At 62.8% G+C, this 16,166-nt stretch carries 16 protein-coding genes; 14 read left to right on the plus strand and 2 right to left on the minus strand.

Going from position 1 to position 16,166, the window contains the following annotated elements; all coding sequences use genetic code 11:
• Positions 1–17: 17 nt before the first annotated feature.
• The 3 genes from G7048_RS26835 to G7048_RS26845 all read left to right on the plus strand — a co-directional run bounded on the left by G7048_RS26835 (position 18) and on the right by G7048_RS26845 (position 3,378).
• Positions 18–1,094, plus strand: a complete 1,077-nt coding sequence (locus tag G7048_RS26835; protein WP_166071537.1) for a branched-chain amino acid ABC transporter permease — start codon at positions 18–20, stop codon at positions 1,092–1,094.
• 73 nt (positions 1,095–1,167) lie between these two features.
• Positions 1,168–2,493, plus strand: coding sequence for an ABC transporter substrate-binding protein (locus G7048_RS26840; protein ID WP_166071538.1), 1,326 nt, complete (start codon positions 1,168–1,170; stop codon positions 2,491–2,493).
• A gap of 75 nt (positions 2,494–2,568) precedes the next feature.
• Positions 2,569–3,378: an ABC transporter ATP-binding protein gene (locus tag G7048_RS26845; protein ID WP_166071539.1), complete on the plus strand. Its 810-nt coding sequence runs from the start codon at positions 2,569–2,571 to the stop codon at positions 3,376–3,378.
• A gap of 28 nt (positions 3,379–3,406) precedes the next feature.
• Here the strand turns inward: G7048_RS26845 and G7048_RS26850 are convergent, their stop codons facing one another.
• Complete coding sequence (locus G7048_RS26850) at positions 3,407–4,165, minus strand: TetR/AcrR family transcriptional regulator (RefSeq protein WP_166071540.1); 759 nt, start codon at positions 4,163–4,165, stop codon at positions 3,407–3,409.
• A gap of 3 nt (positions 4,166–4,168) precedes the next feature.
• Positions 4,169–4,921, minus strand: a complete 753-nt coding sequence (locus G7048_RS26855; RefSeq protein WP_166071541.1) for an IclR family transcriptional regulator — start codon at positions 4,919–4,921, stop codon at positions 4,169–4,171.
• A 181-nt stretch (positions 4,922–5,102) separates the two neighbouring features.
• On the opposite strand from G7048_RS26855, the gene G7048_RS26860 reads away from it, so the two are divergent.
• The 11 genes from G7048_RS26860 (at position 5,103) to G7048_RS26910 (ending at position 16,059) form a co-directional block, all read left to right on the plus strand.
• Positions 5,103–5,882: an enoyl-CoA hydratase/isomerase family protein gene (locus G7048_RS26860; protein ID WP_166071543.1), complete on the plus strand. Its 780-nt coding sequence runs from the start codon at positions 5,103–5,105 to the stop codon at positions 5,880–5,882.
• Positions 5,879–7,504, plus strand: a complete 1,626-nt coding sequence (locus G7048_RS26865; protein ID WP_166071545.1) for a methylmalonyl-CoA mutase — start codon at positions 5,879–5,881, stop codon at positions 7,502–7,504. The genes G7048_RS26860 and G7048_RS26865 overlap by 4 nt, the downstream gene beginning before the upstream one ends.
• Positions 7,501–7,929, plus strand: coding sequence for a cobalamin B12-binding domain-containing protein (locus G7048_RS26870; RefSeq protein WP_166071546.1), 429 nt, complete (start codon positions 7,501–7,503; stop codon positions 7,927–7,929). The genes G7048_RS26865 and G7048_RS26870 overlap by 4 nt, the downstream gene beginning before the upstream one ends.
• On the plus strand, positions 7,926–9,053 hold the full coding sequence (locus G7048_RS26875; RefSeq protein ID WP_166071547.1) for a CaiB/BaiF CoA-transferase family protein: 1,128 nt from the start codon (positions 7,926–7,928) through the stop codon (positions 9,051–9,053). Before G7048_RS26870 ends, G7048_RS26875 begins: the two co-directional genes overlap by 4 nt.
• Positions 9,050–9,976, plus strand: coding sequence for an ArgK/MeaB family GTPase (locus tag G7048_RS26880; RefSeq protein ID WP_166071548.1), 927 nt, complete (start codon positions 9,050–9,052; stop codon positions 9,974–9,976). The genes G7048_RS26875 and G7048_RS26880 overlap by 4 nt, the downstream gene beginning before the upstream one ends.
• On the plus strand, positions 9,976–10,938 hold the full coding sequence (locus G7048_RS26885) for a tripartite tricarboxylate transporter substrate binding protein (RefSeq protein ID WP_166071549.1): 963 nt from the start codon (positions 9,976–9,978) through the stop codon (positions 10,936–10,938). Before G7048_RS26880 ends, G7048_RS26885 begins: the two co-directional genes overlap by 1 nt.
• Positions 10,939–10,942: 4 nt before the next feature.
• Positions 10,943–11,245 (plus strand): hypothetical protein, encoded by a 303-nt coding sequence (locus G7048_RS26890; RefSeq protein WP_166071550.1) that lies wholly within the window; start codon positions 10,943–10,945, stop codon positions 11,243–11,245.
• Between the two features lie 54 nt (positions 11,246–11,299).
• Positions 11,300–12,553 carry an ABC transporter substrate-binding protein gene (locus G7048_RS26895; RefSeq protein WP_371747723.1) on the plus strand — a complete coding sequence of 418 codons (1,254 nt, stop codon included), beginning with the start codon at positions 11,300–11,302 and terminating at the stop codon, positions 12,551–12,553.
• A gap of 72 nt (positions 12,554–12,625) precedes the next feature.
• Positions 12,626–13,714, plus strand: coding sequence for an isopenicillin N synthase family oxygenase (locus G7048_RS26900; RefSeq protein ID WP_166071551.1), 1,089 nt, complete (start codon positions 12,626–12,628; stop codon positions 13,712–13,714).
• A 111-nt stretch (positions 13,715–13,825) separates the two neighbouring features.
• On the plus strand, positions 13,826–15,265 hold the full coding sequence (locus tag G7048_RS26905) for an aldehyde dehydrogenase family protein (protein ID WP_166071552.1): 1,440 nt from the start codon (positions 13,826–13,828) through the stop codon (positions 15,263–15,265).
• 41 nt (positions 15,266–15,306) lie between these two features.
• Positions 15,307–16,059, plus strand: coding sequence for an SDR family oxidoreductase (locus G7048_RS26910; protein ID WP_166071553.1), 753 nt, complete (start codon positions 15,307–15,309; stop codon positions 16,057–16,059).
• Positions 16,060–16,166 lie beyond the last annotated feature (107 nt).

Genomic DNA, 16,166 nt, shown 5'->3' on the forward strand with positions numbered 1-16,166 from the left:
AACCAGAAGGGACCCCCATGCTCTACAGAGAAAACGGACAGATCAAGACGAGCTACCGCGCGGATCAGCAGATTCTGCCCATTGCGCAGGACCGCTATGCCATGCTCGTGCTGCTGGCGCTGGCCTGTCTGTTCATCCCCTCGGTGGCAACCGACTACGTGCTGCGCGCGATTGCCATTCCCTTTCTCATCATGTCGCTCGCCGCGCTGGGCGTGAACATACTGGTCGGCTATTGCGGACAGATCTCGCTGGGCTCCGGTGCCTTCATGGCGATCGGTGCCTACGGTGCCTTCAATTTCATGGCGCGTGTTCCCGACATGCCGCTTGTGCCGGCCATCCTGCTCGGTGGCCTGCTGGCCATGATCTACGGCGTGATCTTCGGTCTGCCCAGTCTTCGCGTGAAGGGTCTCTATCTGGCGGTTGCCACGCTGGCGGCGCAGTTCTTCAGCGACTGGCTGTTCCTGCGCGTGAAGTGGCTGACCAACCATTCGTCCTCGGGTTCGGTGTCGGTCAGCCATCTGCATGTGGGTGGCTGGATGATCGACACGCCGGTGCACAAATACCTGTTCTGCCTTGCGTTCGTGATCTTCTTTGCGCTGATCGCCAAGAACCTCGTGCGCAGTGCCGCAGGCCGCGAGTGGATGGCGATACGTGACATGGACGTGGCGGCGGCCGTGATCGGCATTCGCCCCATGTACGCCAAGCTCAGCGCGTTTGCGGTGAGCTCCTTCATCATCGGCGTGGCGGGTGCCCTGTGGGCCTTCGTGCATCTGGGTGCGTGGGAGCCTGCTGCATTCTCGGTCGAGATCTCGTTTCGCCTGCTGTTCATGGTGATCATCGGCGGCATGGGCTCCATCATGGGCAGCTTTCTCGGTGCGGGCTTCATCGTGCTCCTGCCCATCTTTCTGAGCCAGGCTCTGCCCGCGCTGGCCGGAATCTTCGGTCTCACCATCTCCACGGCGACCATCGCCCACATCGAAACCATGATCTTCGGTGCATTGATCGTCTGGTTTCTGATCGTCGAGCCGCACGGGCTCAGCAAATTGTGGTCGCTCGGAAAACAGCGTTTGAGGATCTGGCCATTTCCTCATTGACCCCGGGGGCGCAGTTCCCGAGGCCACCGTGATTCCGGCCATTTTTGAACAACAAAGGACAGGAGACAAGACGATGAAACGCAAGCTCACTACCCTATGCGCGGCCCTGGCTGCGCTGGTGTCCATTGCGGCAGGCCCCGCCGCCGCGCAGGACAAGCAGCAGTTCTTTCCCATGCTGACGTTCCGAACGGGCCCCTATGCGCCCAGCGGAACGCCCTGGGCCAATGGCTTTGTCGACTACTACAAGCTGGTCAATCTCAGCGGCGGCATCAACGGTGTGCGGGTGCTGTGGGAAGAGTGCGAAACCGGCTACGCCACGGATCGCGGCGTCGAATGCTACGAACGCCTGAAGGACAAGCATGGCGGTGCGACGGTGTTCCAGACCATGTCCACCGGCATCACCTTCGCGCTGACGGAGCGTGGCGCAGCCGACAAGATTCCAATCCTCACCCCTGCCTACGGTGTGAGCGAGAGCGCCGATGGCGAGGCCTACAAATGGAGCTTCCCGATCGGAGGAACGCACTGGGCGTCTGCCGACACGCAGTTCCAGTATCTGGCGCAGAAGGCCGGTGGCGTCGACAAACTCAAGGGCAAGAAGGTCACTCTGGTCTATCACGACAGCCCATATGGCAAGGAAGCCATCCCGGTGCTGACGGCGCGGGCCAAGGCGGCGGGCTTCGATTTGGTGACGCTGCCGGTTTCTCATCCCGGTGTCGATCAGAAGGCCACCTGGCTGCAGATTCGCCAGAACCGTCCTGACTATGTGTTGCTCTGGGGTTGGGGCGTGATGAATTCCACCGCTTTGAAGGAAGCCCAGTCGACCGGCTTTCCCCGCAATCGCATGATCGGGGTCTGGCCATCGGGTTCCGAGTCCGACGTGAAAGGTGTGTCCGGATCCGACGGATACAGCGCGGTGCTGATTCTGCCCGGGCCGGGCGCCAACTCGAAGATCGCCAAGGAAGTGCTGGACAAGCTCCATGCCAAGGGACAGGGCTCCGGGCCGAAGGAGGAAGTGGGCGAGGCGCTCTACATGCGCGGCATGATGAACGCGATGATGTCGGTCGAGGGCGTGCGCCGTGCGCAGGAGAAATTCGGCAAGGGGCAGGTCATGACTCCGGTGCAGGCACGTTGGGGCTACGAGAACCTCAACATCGACCAGAAGCGGCTGGAGGAGCTGGGCATTGCGGACATCATGCGGCCCATCGCCACCACCTGCAAGGACCACATGGGACCGTCGTCCGCACGCGCCTACACTTGGGACGGCAGCAAGTGGAGCGTGAGTTCCGACTGGCTGCAGGCCGACCAGAACGTGCTGCGGCCGCTGCTCAAGACGTCGGCCGACAAATATCTGGCCGACAAGAAGCTGACGCGCCGAGCCGCCGAAGACTGCAACTCTTGAGCGATCAGCCACTCACCAGAGACTGACCTGCGGGGGCGCGGCACGGCTGTGTCCCCGCATTCCGGAACACAGCACATGAACAGCAGCAAAACGGTTCTCAACGTCAACGGCATCGAGGTGATCTACAACCACGTCATCCTGGTGCTCAAGGGCGTGTCGCTGACCTTGGCCGAAGGGCAGGTCGCCGCGATTCTGGGCGGCAATGGCGCAGGCAAGACCACGGCTTTGCGCGCCATCTCCAACTTGCTCAAAGGGGAACGCGGCGAGGTCACCAAGGGCAGCATCGAGTTGCGCGGCGAGCGCATCGACAGCCTCTCGCCAGCCGAGCTGGTGCAGCGCGGAGTCGTGCAGGTCATGGAGGGGCGTCACTGTTTTGCACACCTCACGATCGAGGAGAACCTGCTCACCGGCTGCTACACACGCAGCGACCGTGCCGAGATCGCGCGCAATCTGGAGAAGGTCTACAGCTACTTTCCGCGTCTCAAGACCCGCCGCAGTTCGCAGGCGGCCTATACCTCCGGCGGCGAACAGCAGATGTGCGCCATCGGCCGCGCGCTGATGACCAACCCGAGCGTCGTGCTGCTCGACGAGCCTTCGATGGGGCTGGCCCCGCAGATCGTGGAAGAGGTGTTCGAGATCGTGAAGGACCTCAACCGCAAGGAGCGCGTGAGCTTTCTGATTGCCGAGCAGAACACCAACATGGCGCTGAAGTACGCGGACTACGGCTACATCCTCGAAAGCGGCCGCGTCGTCATGGATGGCCACGCCGAAGACCTGCGCAACAACGAGGACGTGAAAGAGTTCTATCTGGGCGTGGGCGGTGAGCAGCGCAAGAGCTTTCGGGAGGTCAAAAGCTACAAGCGGCGCAAGCGTTGGCTGGCGTGAGGCCGCTTGCTTTGCAGCCGGGTTCCGATCAACGCTTGGAGCCAGTGGCTTTGGATTTTCCGGCTACCGCTTCAGCCGTAGGCCGAAACACCGCCAGAAGCTGCTTTGCAACCGTCGCTGGCGAGTCGCGTCCTGGCCGGTACCAGGTCAGGGCCCAGTTGAAAGCGCCGAGGATCGCCAGCTGGAAGTAGTGCCGCTTCACTCCGGTGGGCAGCTCTACGGCGTCGGTCAATCGCGAGAGGACGGTTTCGTATCGGTCGCGTTCTTTCACCAGCGCGGCTCGCAGTTCTTCGGAGCGGAAGGTGGACCAGTCGGCGAGCACGGCGGAGGCGGAGGTGTCGCGGGAGAACAGCGATTCGAGGTGGGCGACGAAGCCTGCCTCCAGCCGCTTCCATGGATCGGTGTGGGGCGCTGTGGCTTTTTCCACGGCGGCGATCAAGGTGTTGATGCCCTCGGCATAGACCGCGGTGAACAGTTCGTCCTTGGAGCCGAAGTGGTGATAGAGCGAGCCCGGAAGAATTCCGAACGCGGCCGCGATGTCGCGCATCGAGGTGTTCTCGTAGCCTTTGGAGCCAAACAGCCGTGCGGATTCCTCGAGCAACTGGCTCTTGCGGTTGTCCGGCAAGGGATCGGACGAAGATTTTCTGGCGCGTGATGTGCGTTGCGGGGTGTCCGCAGTGGCGTTCGAGGCGGGTTCGCCTCCATGGTTGTTTTTGGTTGGCGGTTGGTCCATGGATTTATTTTGCCAGCAGCCGGCCCCTGCCCGGGATTGCTGGCTGGCGGCCATGTCTCAATCCTGCACCAATTGTCTGGACAGAAAGCTGCAGCTGGCGACCAAAAGGCGTGCCATTTCGGGCAGGTTTTCTTCGATGCGGTGCTTGGGCCCGGCCACGGCCACGGCCAGGGGCTGGCTTTGCACATTGATGAAGGCGGCCACGGCCCAGACGTCGCTCACGTTTTCGCCGCGCGTGACAAAGTAGCCTTGCTTGCGGCTGGAGACGATGTCGTCGATCAGCACGTCATGCTCCACCTTGGTGGCCTTGGTGATGGCCTGCAGCTTGCGCTCCTGCAGCCAGTCACGCAGTTCTGCTTCCTTGAGGCTGCCCAGCAGGGCCTTGCCGATGGAGCTGGAATGCAGCGGTTTGAACTCGCCGGGCTTGGCCGAATAGCGGATGGAGTGCAGCCCTTCGACCACCTGCAGATAGATCACAGAATCGCCTTGCCGCTTGCCGAGGATGATGGTCTCGCGTGTGGCGTCGCGCAGGCGCTCCAGCACGGGCGTGGCACGTTCGACCAGCGGGTCCTTGGCGGCGATGTCGCGCATCACATCGAACATGCGGCGCGTCGGGTAGAGAGCGCGCGGGCGGCTGAGCGAATACAGATAGCCGCGCGCGGTGAGCGTTCCGACGATGGCGTGGCATGTGCTCTTGGGCATGTCGACCGCCTCGGCCAATTCGGTCAGTGACAGCGGGGCGAGGCTGTGCTGAAACGCTTCGAAGATGTCGATCACGCGGTCGATGGATGTGGCGTTGGTTGTGGCCATGTTCTGTCTCCTTTTTTGAACGCGTTCCGAATACAAATTCAGCCCGCTGAATAACTATCCAAATAACGGCCTGAATCATCGCAGATTTGCCAATTTGTTCAACAGGTCGAACAAATGTTCTTGTTATTGAATTTTGTCCCAATACGATGGAAGCACGACAAAGAACGGAGACAAGAACAAAGTGCAGACCATTCAGGACATCGGCGTCGAGCAGGACGCCCACGGCGTGGTGTGGATCACCATCGACCGCGCGCACAAGCACAACGCGCTGGCGGGCAGCGTGCTGGCCTCGCTGGCGCAGGCGGTGGCCACCGCTGGGGTGTTGCCGACCACGCGCTTCATCGTGATTCGCGGCGCGGGCGAGCGCTTCTTTGCAGCGGGTGGCGATCTGGTGGAGTTGTCTTTCGTGCGCGACGAGGTGGCAACGCATGCCATGGCCGATCGCTCACGCAGTGCGCTGGATGCGATTCGCGAATGTCCGCTCCCCGTGCTGGCCTTTCTCAACGGTGACGCCATCGGCGGCGGCGCGGAACTGGCGGTGGCCTGCGACATGCGGCTGCAGGCAGCACATGCGCGCATCGGCTACATCCAGGCCAAGCTGGCCATCAGCAGCGCTTGGGGCGGCGGAGCCGACCTGTGCCAACTGGTGGGTGCCAGCCGCGCGATGCGCATGATGGCGCGCTGCGAACTCATCGACGCCACGCAGTCCCTGCAATGGGGGCTGGCCGATGCGGTCATCAGCGACGGCCATGACGGCGCGGACATGAAGGCGTTTCTCGAGCCCATGCTGAACTGCTCCCTGCATGTGCTGCGCGCCATCAAGGCACAGACCACGGCCTGGCGCACTTCTCAATCCTATGAACAAAGGCGCGACGTGGAGCGCGCCCAGGTGCTTTCCACATGGCTGCATGACGACCACTGGAAGGCATCGGACCGATTTCTTGCGAAAGGCAGCAAATGAACAGCAGAGACGACAACCTGCAGCCCGAGGCCGTGGAGCCGCAGTTGCGCCCCGTGTCGCCCAGCGGCATTGAGGTGCCGACTTGTGTGGACGCGAGCAGCGTGGACGAGCAGCGCATCGGCCAACCGGGCGAGTACCCCTTCACCCGCGGCATTTTTCCCGATGGCTATCAGGGCCGACTGTGGACGATCCGCCAGTACTCCGGCTTCGGCACGGCCGAGGAATCGAACGAGCGCTACAAGTTCCTGCTTGAAAAAGGGCAGACCGGACTGTCGGTGGCGCTCGATCTGCCCACGCAATGCGGGCTTGATCCCACGCATCCGATGGCACGGCCCGAGATCGGCAAGGTCGGCGTGTCGCTGTCCAACCTGAGCGAGGCGGAGATTCTGTTCAAGGATCTGGATCTCTCGCGCATCTCGACCTCGTTCACCATCAACGGCACGGCAGCGATCATCTATGCGATGTATCTGGCCGTGGCGGACAAGCAAGGCGTGCCGCGCTCCAAGCTCACCGGCACGATCCAGAACGACATCCTCAAGGAGTATGTGGCACGCGGGACCTGGATCTTTCCGGTGCGTCCATCGATGCGTCTGATCGCCGATTCGATTCTGTATTCGAACGAGGTGTCGCCGCGCTTCAACCCGATCAGCATTGCCGGGGCCCATGTCCGCGATGCCGGTGCGACCGCTGCGGAAGAGATGGCCTACACGCTGGCGAACGGTCTGGCGTATGTGGATGAGCTGCGCTCGCGCGGCGGCGATGTGGAGAAGTTCGCCAAGCGCCTGTCGTTCTTCTTCTATGTGCACATGGATTTCTTCGACGAGATCGCGAAGTTCCGTGCGGGGCGCCGGATCTGGGCGCGTCTCATGAAAGAGCGCTATGGAGCGCAGGACCCCAAGGCCCAGCATTTCCGCTTCGGCGTGGTGTGCGGCGGCTCGTCGCTGGTCGCACCGCAGCCCTACAACAACGTGGTGCGCGTGGCGGTCGAGACGATGGCGGCGGTGTTCGGTGGCGCGCAGTCGATCTTCACCTGCGCGTTCGACGAAGCCTTCCAGATTCCGACCGAGTTCTCCGCCGAACTGGCGGTGCGCACACAGCAGATTCTGGCGTACGAGAGCGGCATCGGTCGCAGCGTCGATCCATTGGGCGGCAGCTACTTCCTTGAGCAGCACACCGACCGCATGGAAGCGCAGATCGAGCAGGTGATGCAGGAGATCGACGCCTACGGCGGCGTGGTGCGCGCCATCGAGGACGGCTGGATCCAGATGCGTCTGGCCGAGCGTGGGCTCGAACGCAAGCTCGACACCGATGCAGGCCGCAACGTGGTGATCGGGCAGAACCACTTCAAGAAGGAAAACGAGGAAATCAAGGTGGGCGAGGTGTTCACGCTCGACCCGACCGTGGCCCAGCGTGCGCTCGAAAAATTCCAGCGCGTGATGGACACGCGGGACAACGCGGCGGTGAGCGCATCACTGACCAAGCTGTCGGTTGCGGCCGCCAAGGACAACGAGAACGTCATGCCCTATCTGGTCGAGTGCTGTCACGCCTACGCCACCGTGGGCGAGATGGTGGAGTGCCTCAAGGCGCAATGGGGTGAATTCAAGGAGCCGGTGAACTTATGAGCACGCAACAGCAACCGCAACAGAAATCCGCCAAACTGGCGTCCAAGCGCATCCTGATCGGCAAGCCGGGACTGGATGGGCATGACATCGGCGCGAAGATCATCGCGCTCACGCTGCGCAACGCCGGAGCCGAAGTGATCTACACCGGCCTGCGCCGCAGCCCGGCGCAGATCGCACAGGTGGCCGTGGACGAGGGCGTCGACGCTGTCGGCCTGAGCATTCTTTCGGGCAGCCACAAGGAACTGGTGGCCGATGTGATCGCCCAACTGCGCGAGATGAATGCGCTGGATGTGAAGGTGTTCGTCGGCGGCACGATTCCGGCGGAGGACCACGAATCGCTGCGCCAGCTGGGCGTGAGCGCGGTGTTCACCGCCGACATGCCGCTCGAGCGCGTGGTCGTCTCTCTGGCAGAAAGCCTGGCATGACGGCGCCGCTGGCGGGCATACGCATCATCGAGGTCGGCCACATGCTGGCAGGACCTTACTGCGGGCTGATGCTCGCGGACATGGGCGCGGAGGTCATCAAGATCGAGACTCCCGAAGGAGACATCGCGCGTGCGGTGAGCCCGCACTTCGTGGGTCCGCACAATGCGTATTTCGCCAGCCTCAACCGCAACAAGAAGAGCGTGGTGCTTGACCTCGCAAGCGAGGAGGGGCAGGAGTCGCTCGCGCGTCTGGCCGAGTCGGCACATGCGCTGGTCACCAATCTGCGCCCGTCGGCGATCCGCAAGCTCGGGCTGACCTACGACGCGCTGCGACACAGCAATCCCAAACTGGTCTGCGTGGCGCTGACCGGATATGGCCTCGAAGGTCCGTTCGCCGACAACCCTGCATATGACTACGTGATTCAGGCGCTGACTGGCGTGATGGCGCTCACGGGCGATCCGTCTGCGCCGCCGACCAAGGCGGGTTACTCGGCGGTCGACAACTCGGCGGGGCTGGTCGCGGCCGTGGGCCTGCTGGCCAAGATCGTGCAGGGGCAGGGCGGGCAGGTCGATGTGGCGATGTATGACGTGATGCTCTCGCAGCTCAACTATCTGGCCGGTGCGGCGCTGAATGCGGGCGAGACCATCGAGCGCCTTGCCGACTCGTCCCACCCCTATGTGGTGCCGGCGCAGATCTTCGCGACGGCGGATGGCTGGCTCACGCTGTTCATCACGCACGACAAGTTCTGGAAGATCTTCTGCGAGGAGATCGATCGCCCCGAGTGGGTGGCCGATCCGCGCTACGCCACCATGGCCGCGCGCCGCGCCAATCGCCCCGAAGTGGTGGCCGCCATCAGCCAGGTGCTGGCCACGGCTTCCGCCGATGACTGGGTGCGTCGTCTGGCTCCATTGGGCGTGGTGGTCGCGCAGGTGGACACGCTGAACAAGGCGCTTGAAGGCGATCTGGCCAAGTCGCGCGAACTGGTGGTGGCGCTGGGCGATGGCAGCCTGCCGATGCGCGCGGTGGCCAGTCCCATCCGCTTCAACGATTTCACTCCCGAATATGGCTTGCCGCCGCTGCTCAACGAGCATGCCGAAGCCTTGCTGGGCAAGGACCTCGCATGAATCGTCCGGCACTCGACCGTTGGGCATTGAGCCGCGCACTGACCCGGCTGGCCAATGCAAATGCGTCGGATCTGGCGCAGCTCGCTGCGATGCCGCAGGCCGACGCGCCCGCGCGCCGCATCGGCATCACGGGTGCGCCGGGGGCGGGCAAAAGCACACTGGTCGGGCATCTGGCAACCCAGCGTCTGGCCAAGGGGCGCCTCGGCGTGCTGGCGGTCGATCCGAGCAGCCCGCACAGCGGCGGCGCGATTCTGGGTGACCGGGTGCGCATGGACGACATCGAGGGCAGCAGCGAGCTGTACATCCGATCGCTGGGTTCACGCCGCACGACCGATGGGCTGGCCGACAACCTCGCCGAAATGCTCGATCTGATGGATCAGCATGGGTTCGACGAGGTGCTGCTGGAGACCGTAGGCGTTGGTCAGGCCGAGTACGCGGTGCGTGCGCAGGTCGACACGCTGGTGCTGGTGCTGCTGCCCGACAGCGGCGACGTGGTGCAGGCCATGAAGGCCGGAATCATGGAGATGGCCGACATCTTCGTGGTCAACAAGGCGGACCTGCCAGGCGCGCAGCGCATGGTCACCGATCTGCGCCGCATCGCCGCCGTGGCGCGACACGAGAAGGATGTGTGGATTCCGCCGATTCTGCTGGCCTCGTACACACAGCCCGAATCGATACAGGCGCTGTCGGAGGCCATCGACCAGCACCAGCGCTGGCTCGGGCGATCGGAGGAACGGCGAATGGCGGTGCAGACAGCGCGTGCGCGCTACCGACTGCGCCGTGCGCTGGAACTGAGGTTGGCGGAATTCATTGGTGCGCAGCGCGAGGAATTTTTTTTGAATGATTTTGCCAAACAAATGTTTGGTGCATTGGATACTCTGCGCTCCGCGTTGCGTGATGAACAGACAGGAGGAGTCAAGTGATGAAACGTAGATGCATGCTGTTGGCCGCCGTGTTCGTGCTCTGTGCGGGCACCGCGACGGCCGCTCCCCAGTTCCCATCCAAGCCCGTGCGAATCATCGTTCCGCAGACGCCGGGAGGGGCCTCCGACGCGCTGGCGCGCATCGTCTCCGTGAAGCTGTCCGAGAAATGGGGACAGCCCGTCGTCGTGGAAAACCGCCCCGGCGCAGGTGGCAACATCGGCATGGAGGCTGTGGCTGCATCACCCGCTGACGGCACGGTGCTGCTCATGACCTATGTGGGCACGCAGGCCATCAACGGTTCGCTCTACCGCAGTCTGGGCTTCGACCCAGTGAACGATTTCACGGCAGTCGCCACGCTTGCCACCTTGCCGTTCGTGCTCGTCAGCCGACCGGGGGCGACGTTCAGCACCGTTCCGCAGCTGGTGGACGCAGCGAAGGCAGGACGCGTGACCTTCGGCTCGGCAGGCAATGGCTCGGTGAATCATCTGCTCGGCGAGATGTTCAACGCGGACGCCAAGGTCAAGCTCGAACATGTTCCGTATCGCGGCGCGGCGCAGGCGCTGCAGGACTTGCTGGGTGGTCAGATCGATGTGGTCTTCACCAGCCTGCCGTCGGTGGCCGGGCAATTGCGCAACGGCAATCTGCGCCCCATCGCAGTGACCAGCGCCAAGCGGTCCAGAACCTTTGCGCAGATTCCCTCGGTGGCCGAATCGGGCTTTGCCGACTTCGACGTCACGCCGTGGTTTGGCCTGATGGCACCCAAGAACGTGCCTGCCGATGTGGTCAAGAAGATCAATGCCGATGTGAACGATGTGCTGCGTCTGCCCGAGGTGGTGGCGAGCTTCGAGGCGCAGGGTGCGGAGCCCTATCCCCGCTCGCCCGAGCAGTTCGCCCACCAGTTGCGAGCCGATGCGGTGAAGTGGGGCGGCGTGGTGCGTCTGTCCGGCGCGAAAGTGGACTGACGCCATGGCACGCACACACATCAGGCAATGCAAGCGCGCCATCCACACGGCAGCGGTGGCGGGCGAGGCCTCGCAGGCACAGGTCGCGGCGGCGCGGGATGCGGCGCTCGCGCTGCTCCAGCGCAGCGTGGACATGCGCCACAAGCAGTTGGCACTCATCAGATTGTTGGAGGCAGTGAAGCTGAGCGCCGAAATCAACGGCGGCATCTGGGACTACTGCCTGGGCGCGGCGCGCGCCACCGGAACTCCCGAGGAGCTTCGGATGTTGCACGCCCTTCGATTTCGCACGCTCGGCGAGGTGAGCTGACGGTATCTCTCGAACGTGTTTTTGGAGTGGGGCATTACAACGCAGGAGACTCTCATGTTGAAACTCGAGAAGGTAGGGGGCAAGGGGAAGCGACATCATCTGGCCAAGGCCGCGATGCTGTTGTGCGCGGCGACCGCCGTGACCTGGGGCGCAGGAGTGCGTGCCCAGACAAGCGACGATGTGGTGCGCATCGGCGTGCTGGCCGACATGTCGGGCCTGTATGCCGACATGGGTGGTGCGGGCGTTGTCGAGGCCGTCAAGTTCGCGGTGGCCGACATGGGCGGCAGCGTGAACGGCAAGAAGATCGAGGTGGTGAACGCCAATCACTCGGCCAAGGCCGACATCGCCGCGACCAGAGCGCGCGAGTGGTTCGACACGCAGGGTGTGGACATGATCATCAGCGGACCCAGCTCGGGCACCAGCCTGGCGATTGCCAAGGTGGCCACCGAGAAGAAGAAGGTCGTGATGGTCACGGGCGGCGTGGCGGCGCAGCTCACCAACGAGGAATGCTCGCCCTACACCGTGCACTATCTCTACGACACCGTGGCGTTGGCGCGCGGCACGGGCTCGGCGATGACCAAGCAGGGCGGCAAGAACTGGTACTTCCTCACGGTGGACTATGCCTTCGGCGAATCGCTGGAACGCGAGACCACGCAGGTCGTCAAGGCGCAGGGCGGCAAGGTGGTGGGCAGCGTCAAGCATCCGCTGTCGGCCAACGATTTTTCTTCGTTCCTGCTGCAGGCCAAGGCATCCGGTGCGCAGGTGCTGGGGCTGGCCAATGGCGGTGGCGACACCATCAACTCCATCAAGGCGGCCAACGAATTCGGCATCACCCAAAGCATGAAGATCGCGGGGCTGATGCTGTTCCTGACCGATGTGCACTCGCTCGGTCTGAAGCTCACCAGCGGCATCAACCTGACCGAAGCCTGGTATTGGGATACCGATGACAAGACCCGCGCGTGGGCCAAGCGCTTCAACGACAAGATGAAGAAGATGCCCACCAGCATGCAGGCGGCAAGCTACTCGGCAGCGCTGCAGTACCTGAACGCTGTCAAAGCTGCTGGAACGGACCAGTCCGAGACGGTGATGAAGCAACTGCGGACACAGAAGATCGACGACATGTACACCTCCAGCGGTCGCATCCGCGAGGACGGCCGCATGGTGCATGACCTGCGTCTCATGGAGGTCAAGTCGCCTGCCGAATCCAAGCGGCCATGGGACTACTACAAGGAGATTCAGGTGATCCCCGGGGAGCAGGCCTTCGCCTCCAAGGCGGAGTCCAAATGCAAGCTGTGGACAGGAGGGTGAGCCAACGAAGCACTGAACGCATCCATTCCCAGAGTCAATCAATCACATGGAAAAAATCCAGGAGACAAAGTCATGAACGCCAAGAGCAATATCGACAAGAACACCACGCAGCCGTCCGAGGCTGTACGCAAAGCCATTCAGGAAGCCAAGGAGCTTCCGATTCTGGATGTCGGTCCCTACCTCGCGGGCGTGCCCGGTGCGCTCGAGCAGTTGGGCGCCGATGTGCGCCACATCCAGGAAAATCTCGGCTTCTTCGCGATCATCAACCATGGCATTCCGCAGGAGTTGATCGACGAATCGTTCCGCCAGACGGCGCAGCTGTTCGAGATTCCGATGGACGAAAAGCTCAAGCACCGCGTGGGCTACCACCATCAGGGCTATCTGCCGCCCAAGGCGTCGATCCTGCAGTCCAAGGTCATTCAGGACAAGATTGCGGTGAACACCAAGAAGGACACCAACTCGGCGTGGCTGTTCATGCGCAATCGTGATGCGGATGACCCGAAGGTCAAGAACAACGTGCGCCATCGTGGTCTCAACCAATGGCCCGACAGCCTGCCGGATTTCAAGAAGACGCTCCACAACTATCAGACGTCCATGGAGAAGCTGGCCGTGAAGCTGATGCCCATCTACGCGCGTGCATTGGACCTGCGCGGGGACTACTTCGACAACATGTTCAAGGCGCCCGAGTACTACCAGCGCTGCGCTTACTACCATCCAGAAGAGAAGATGGAAGAAGGCCAGTACGCACTGGCTCCGCACTCCGATGGCAGCTTTCTCACGCTGCTGCCGATGACGCCCGTGCCCGGACTGCAGGTGATGACACCCGCCAAGGAATGGCTGAGCGTGCGCTACGTGAAGGACGCGTTGATCGTGAACACCGGCCAGGTGCTCAACCGCATGTCCAACGACCGCTTCATCGCCACACCGCACCGCGTGGTCAACCCGCCGCACAAACGCTACGCGCTCACGTTCTTCTTCTACCCGGATGACGATGCCAGCGTTGCGCCCATCCCCGAATGCGTGGCGCCAGGCGAGCAGCCGAAGTACGACTCGCGCTCGTTCTACGAGTTCTTCGTGCCCTATCTGGACGATCTCTACCACTACAACGACAAGGAGTTCATGAAGGAGGTGGAGCCAGAGCGCGCTGCCATGCAGAGCTGAGCTGGATGAGAGTCGCTGCCGCGTGAGGGAGCCCCACTGCGTCGCTTTTCAGCATGGCCGACGTTGGTGGTGATTGCACGCGGCAGCCCATCGGATTTGCAGGGAGTCAATGTGAAGAAGAGTCAGTTGCTTATTGACGGTCAATGGGTGGATGCGCTTGCAGGAGAGACGATCGATGTGATCGACCCTTGCACGGCCATTCCTTTTGGAACGATTGCGCGTGGACAGGTGCAGGATGTGGACCGCGCGGTCAAAGCCGCACAAGGCGCGCTTGACGGTGCCTGGGGCCGCATGACGGCGACCGAGCGCGGGCGGATTCTGCAGCGCCTCGCGCAGATCATCGTGGCCAACGGCGAGGAGCTTGCGCAGCTCGAAGCGCGCGACACCGGCAAGCCCATGAGCGTGGCGCGTGCCGACGCGGCTGCCGTGGCGCGCTATTTTGAATTCTATGGAGGCGCTGCCGACAAGATTCACGGGCAGACCATTCCTTATCTCAACGGCTACAACGTGAGCGTGGTGCGCGTGCCGCATGGCGTGACCGGGCACATCATTCCGTGGAACTATCCGGCGCAGATGATGGGCCGCACGCTGGCACCGGCGCTGGCCATGGGCAATGCTGCGGTGGTCAAGCCGTCTGAGGACGCGTGCCTGTCCGCACTCAAACTGGCGGAACTGGCGATGGAGGCGGGGCTGCCGCCGGGCGCGCTCAACATCGTGACGGGTTATGGCGCAGAGGCCGGTGCGGCACTCACGGCCCATCCCGGCGTGAATTTCGTCACCTTCACCGGATCGCCCGAGGCGGGCATTCTGGTGCAGCAGGCCACGGCGCGCAACAACGTGCCCTGCGTGCTTGAACTCGGCGGCAAGTCGCCGCAGATCGTGTTCGAGGATGCCGATTTCGACAAGGCCATTCCCATCATCGTCAAGGCGATCTCGCAGAACGCGGGCCAGACCTGCTCGGCGGGCAGTCGCCTGCTGATTCAGCAAAGCGTGTACGACGATGTGATCAAGGCCGTGGCCAAGCGCTTCTCGCAATTGCGCGTCGGCACCCCCGAGATGGACCTGGACTGCGGCCCGCTGATCAGCGCCAGGCAGCAGTCGCGCGTGCATGCCTTCATCCGCAATGCCGTGGAGCAGGGTATTCCGTTGCTGGCGCAGGGCGAGCTGGCCGATGGCCTGTCGAACAAGGGCTTCTTCATCGCACCCGCGCTGTTCGGACAGGTGCCGCGCGACACGCGCATTGCCACGCAGGAGATCTTCGGTCCTGTGCTTTCGGCGATTCCGTTCTTCAACGAAGAGGATGCGATCCAGCTGGCCAACGCGACCGAATTCGGTCTGGTCGCAGGCGTGTGGACCGAGAACGGCAGCCGTCAGTCACGAGTGGCGCAACGTGTGGCGAGCGGACAGGTATTCATCAACTGCTATGGCGCAGGAGGCGGCGTGGAGCTGCCTTTCGGTGGCGTCAAGAAGAGCGGCTATGGCCGCGAAAAGGGCTTTGTGGCGCTTGAGGAAATGAGCACCACCAAGACCATCGTCCAGCATTTCGAGTAAGCAACAAGCATCACCACAGATCACCACAGGAGACACCCATCATGACAGCACTGAACAACAAGACAGCCATCATCACCGGCGCAGGCAGCGGCTTCGGCGCAGCCATCGCCAAAGCCTACGTGGCGCAAGGTGCCAAGGTGGTGCTGGCCGATCTGCGACTGGATGCCGCGCAGGCCGTGGCTGCGGAACTCGGCAAGAACGCACTGGCCGTGGCCTGCGACGTCAGCCGCGCCGATCAAGTGAAGGCCATGGTCAAGCAATGTGTGGAGCACTTCGGCGCACCGAACATCGTGGTCAACAACGCAGGCACCACGCACCGCAACCAGTCCATGCTCGAAGTGGACGAGGCCACGTTCGACCGCGTCTTCAACGTCAACGTGAAGTCCATCTACCACATGACCCGCGCGGTGGTGCCGCTGATGCAGGCCGCCAAGGACGGCGTGATCATCAACATCGGCTCGGTAGGCAGCATCCGTCCACGCCCGGGCCTGACTTGGTACAACAGCTCCAAGGGAGCGGTCAAAGTGATGACCAAGTCCATGGCCGTCGAGCTGGCACCCGACGGCATCCGCGTGAATCTGATTGCTCCCGTCATGTCCCCCACAGGCTTGCTGCAGGACTTCATGGGCGTGGCGGACACGGCCGAAAATCGAGCGAAATTCGTCTCCACGATTCCGCTTGGCCGCATGTGCGACGCGATGGACGTGGCCAATGCGGCCGTGTTCCTGGCGAGTGCACAGGCGCAGTTCCTGACAGGGGTGGAACTGCCTGTGGATGGAGGCCGCTCGATCTGAGGGCGATGCGTTTCGGCTGATTCGGATTGAACTGTAGTTGCCCCTGCTGGCGGATGGTGTCTGCCAGCAGGGTACTTTTTGGTTAGCGGATCAATCTTTTTTTTCGC

The sequence above is a fragment of the Diaphorobacter sp. HDW4B genome, from assembly GCF_011305535.1.
Classification (GTDB): domain Bacteria; phylum Pseudomonadota; class Gammaproteobacteria; order Burkholderiales; family Burkholderiaceae_C; genus Diaphorobacter_A.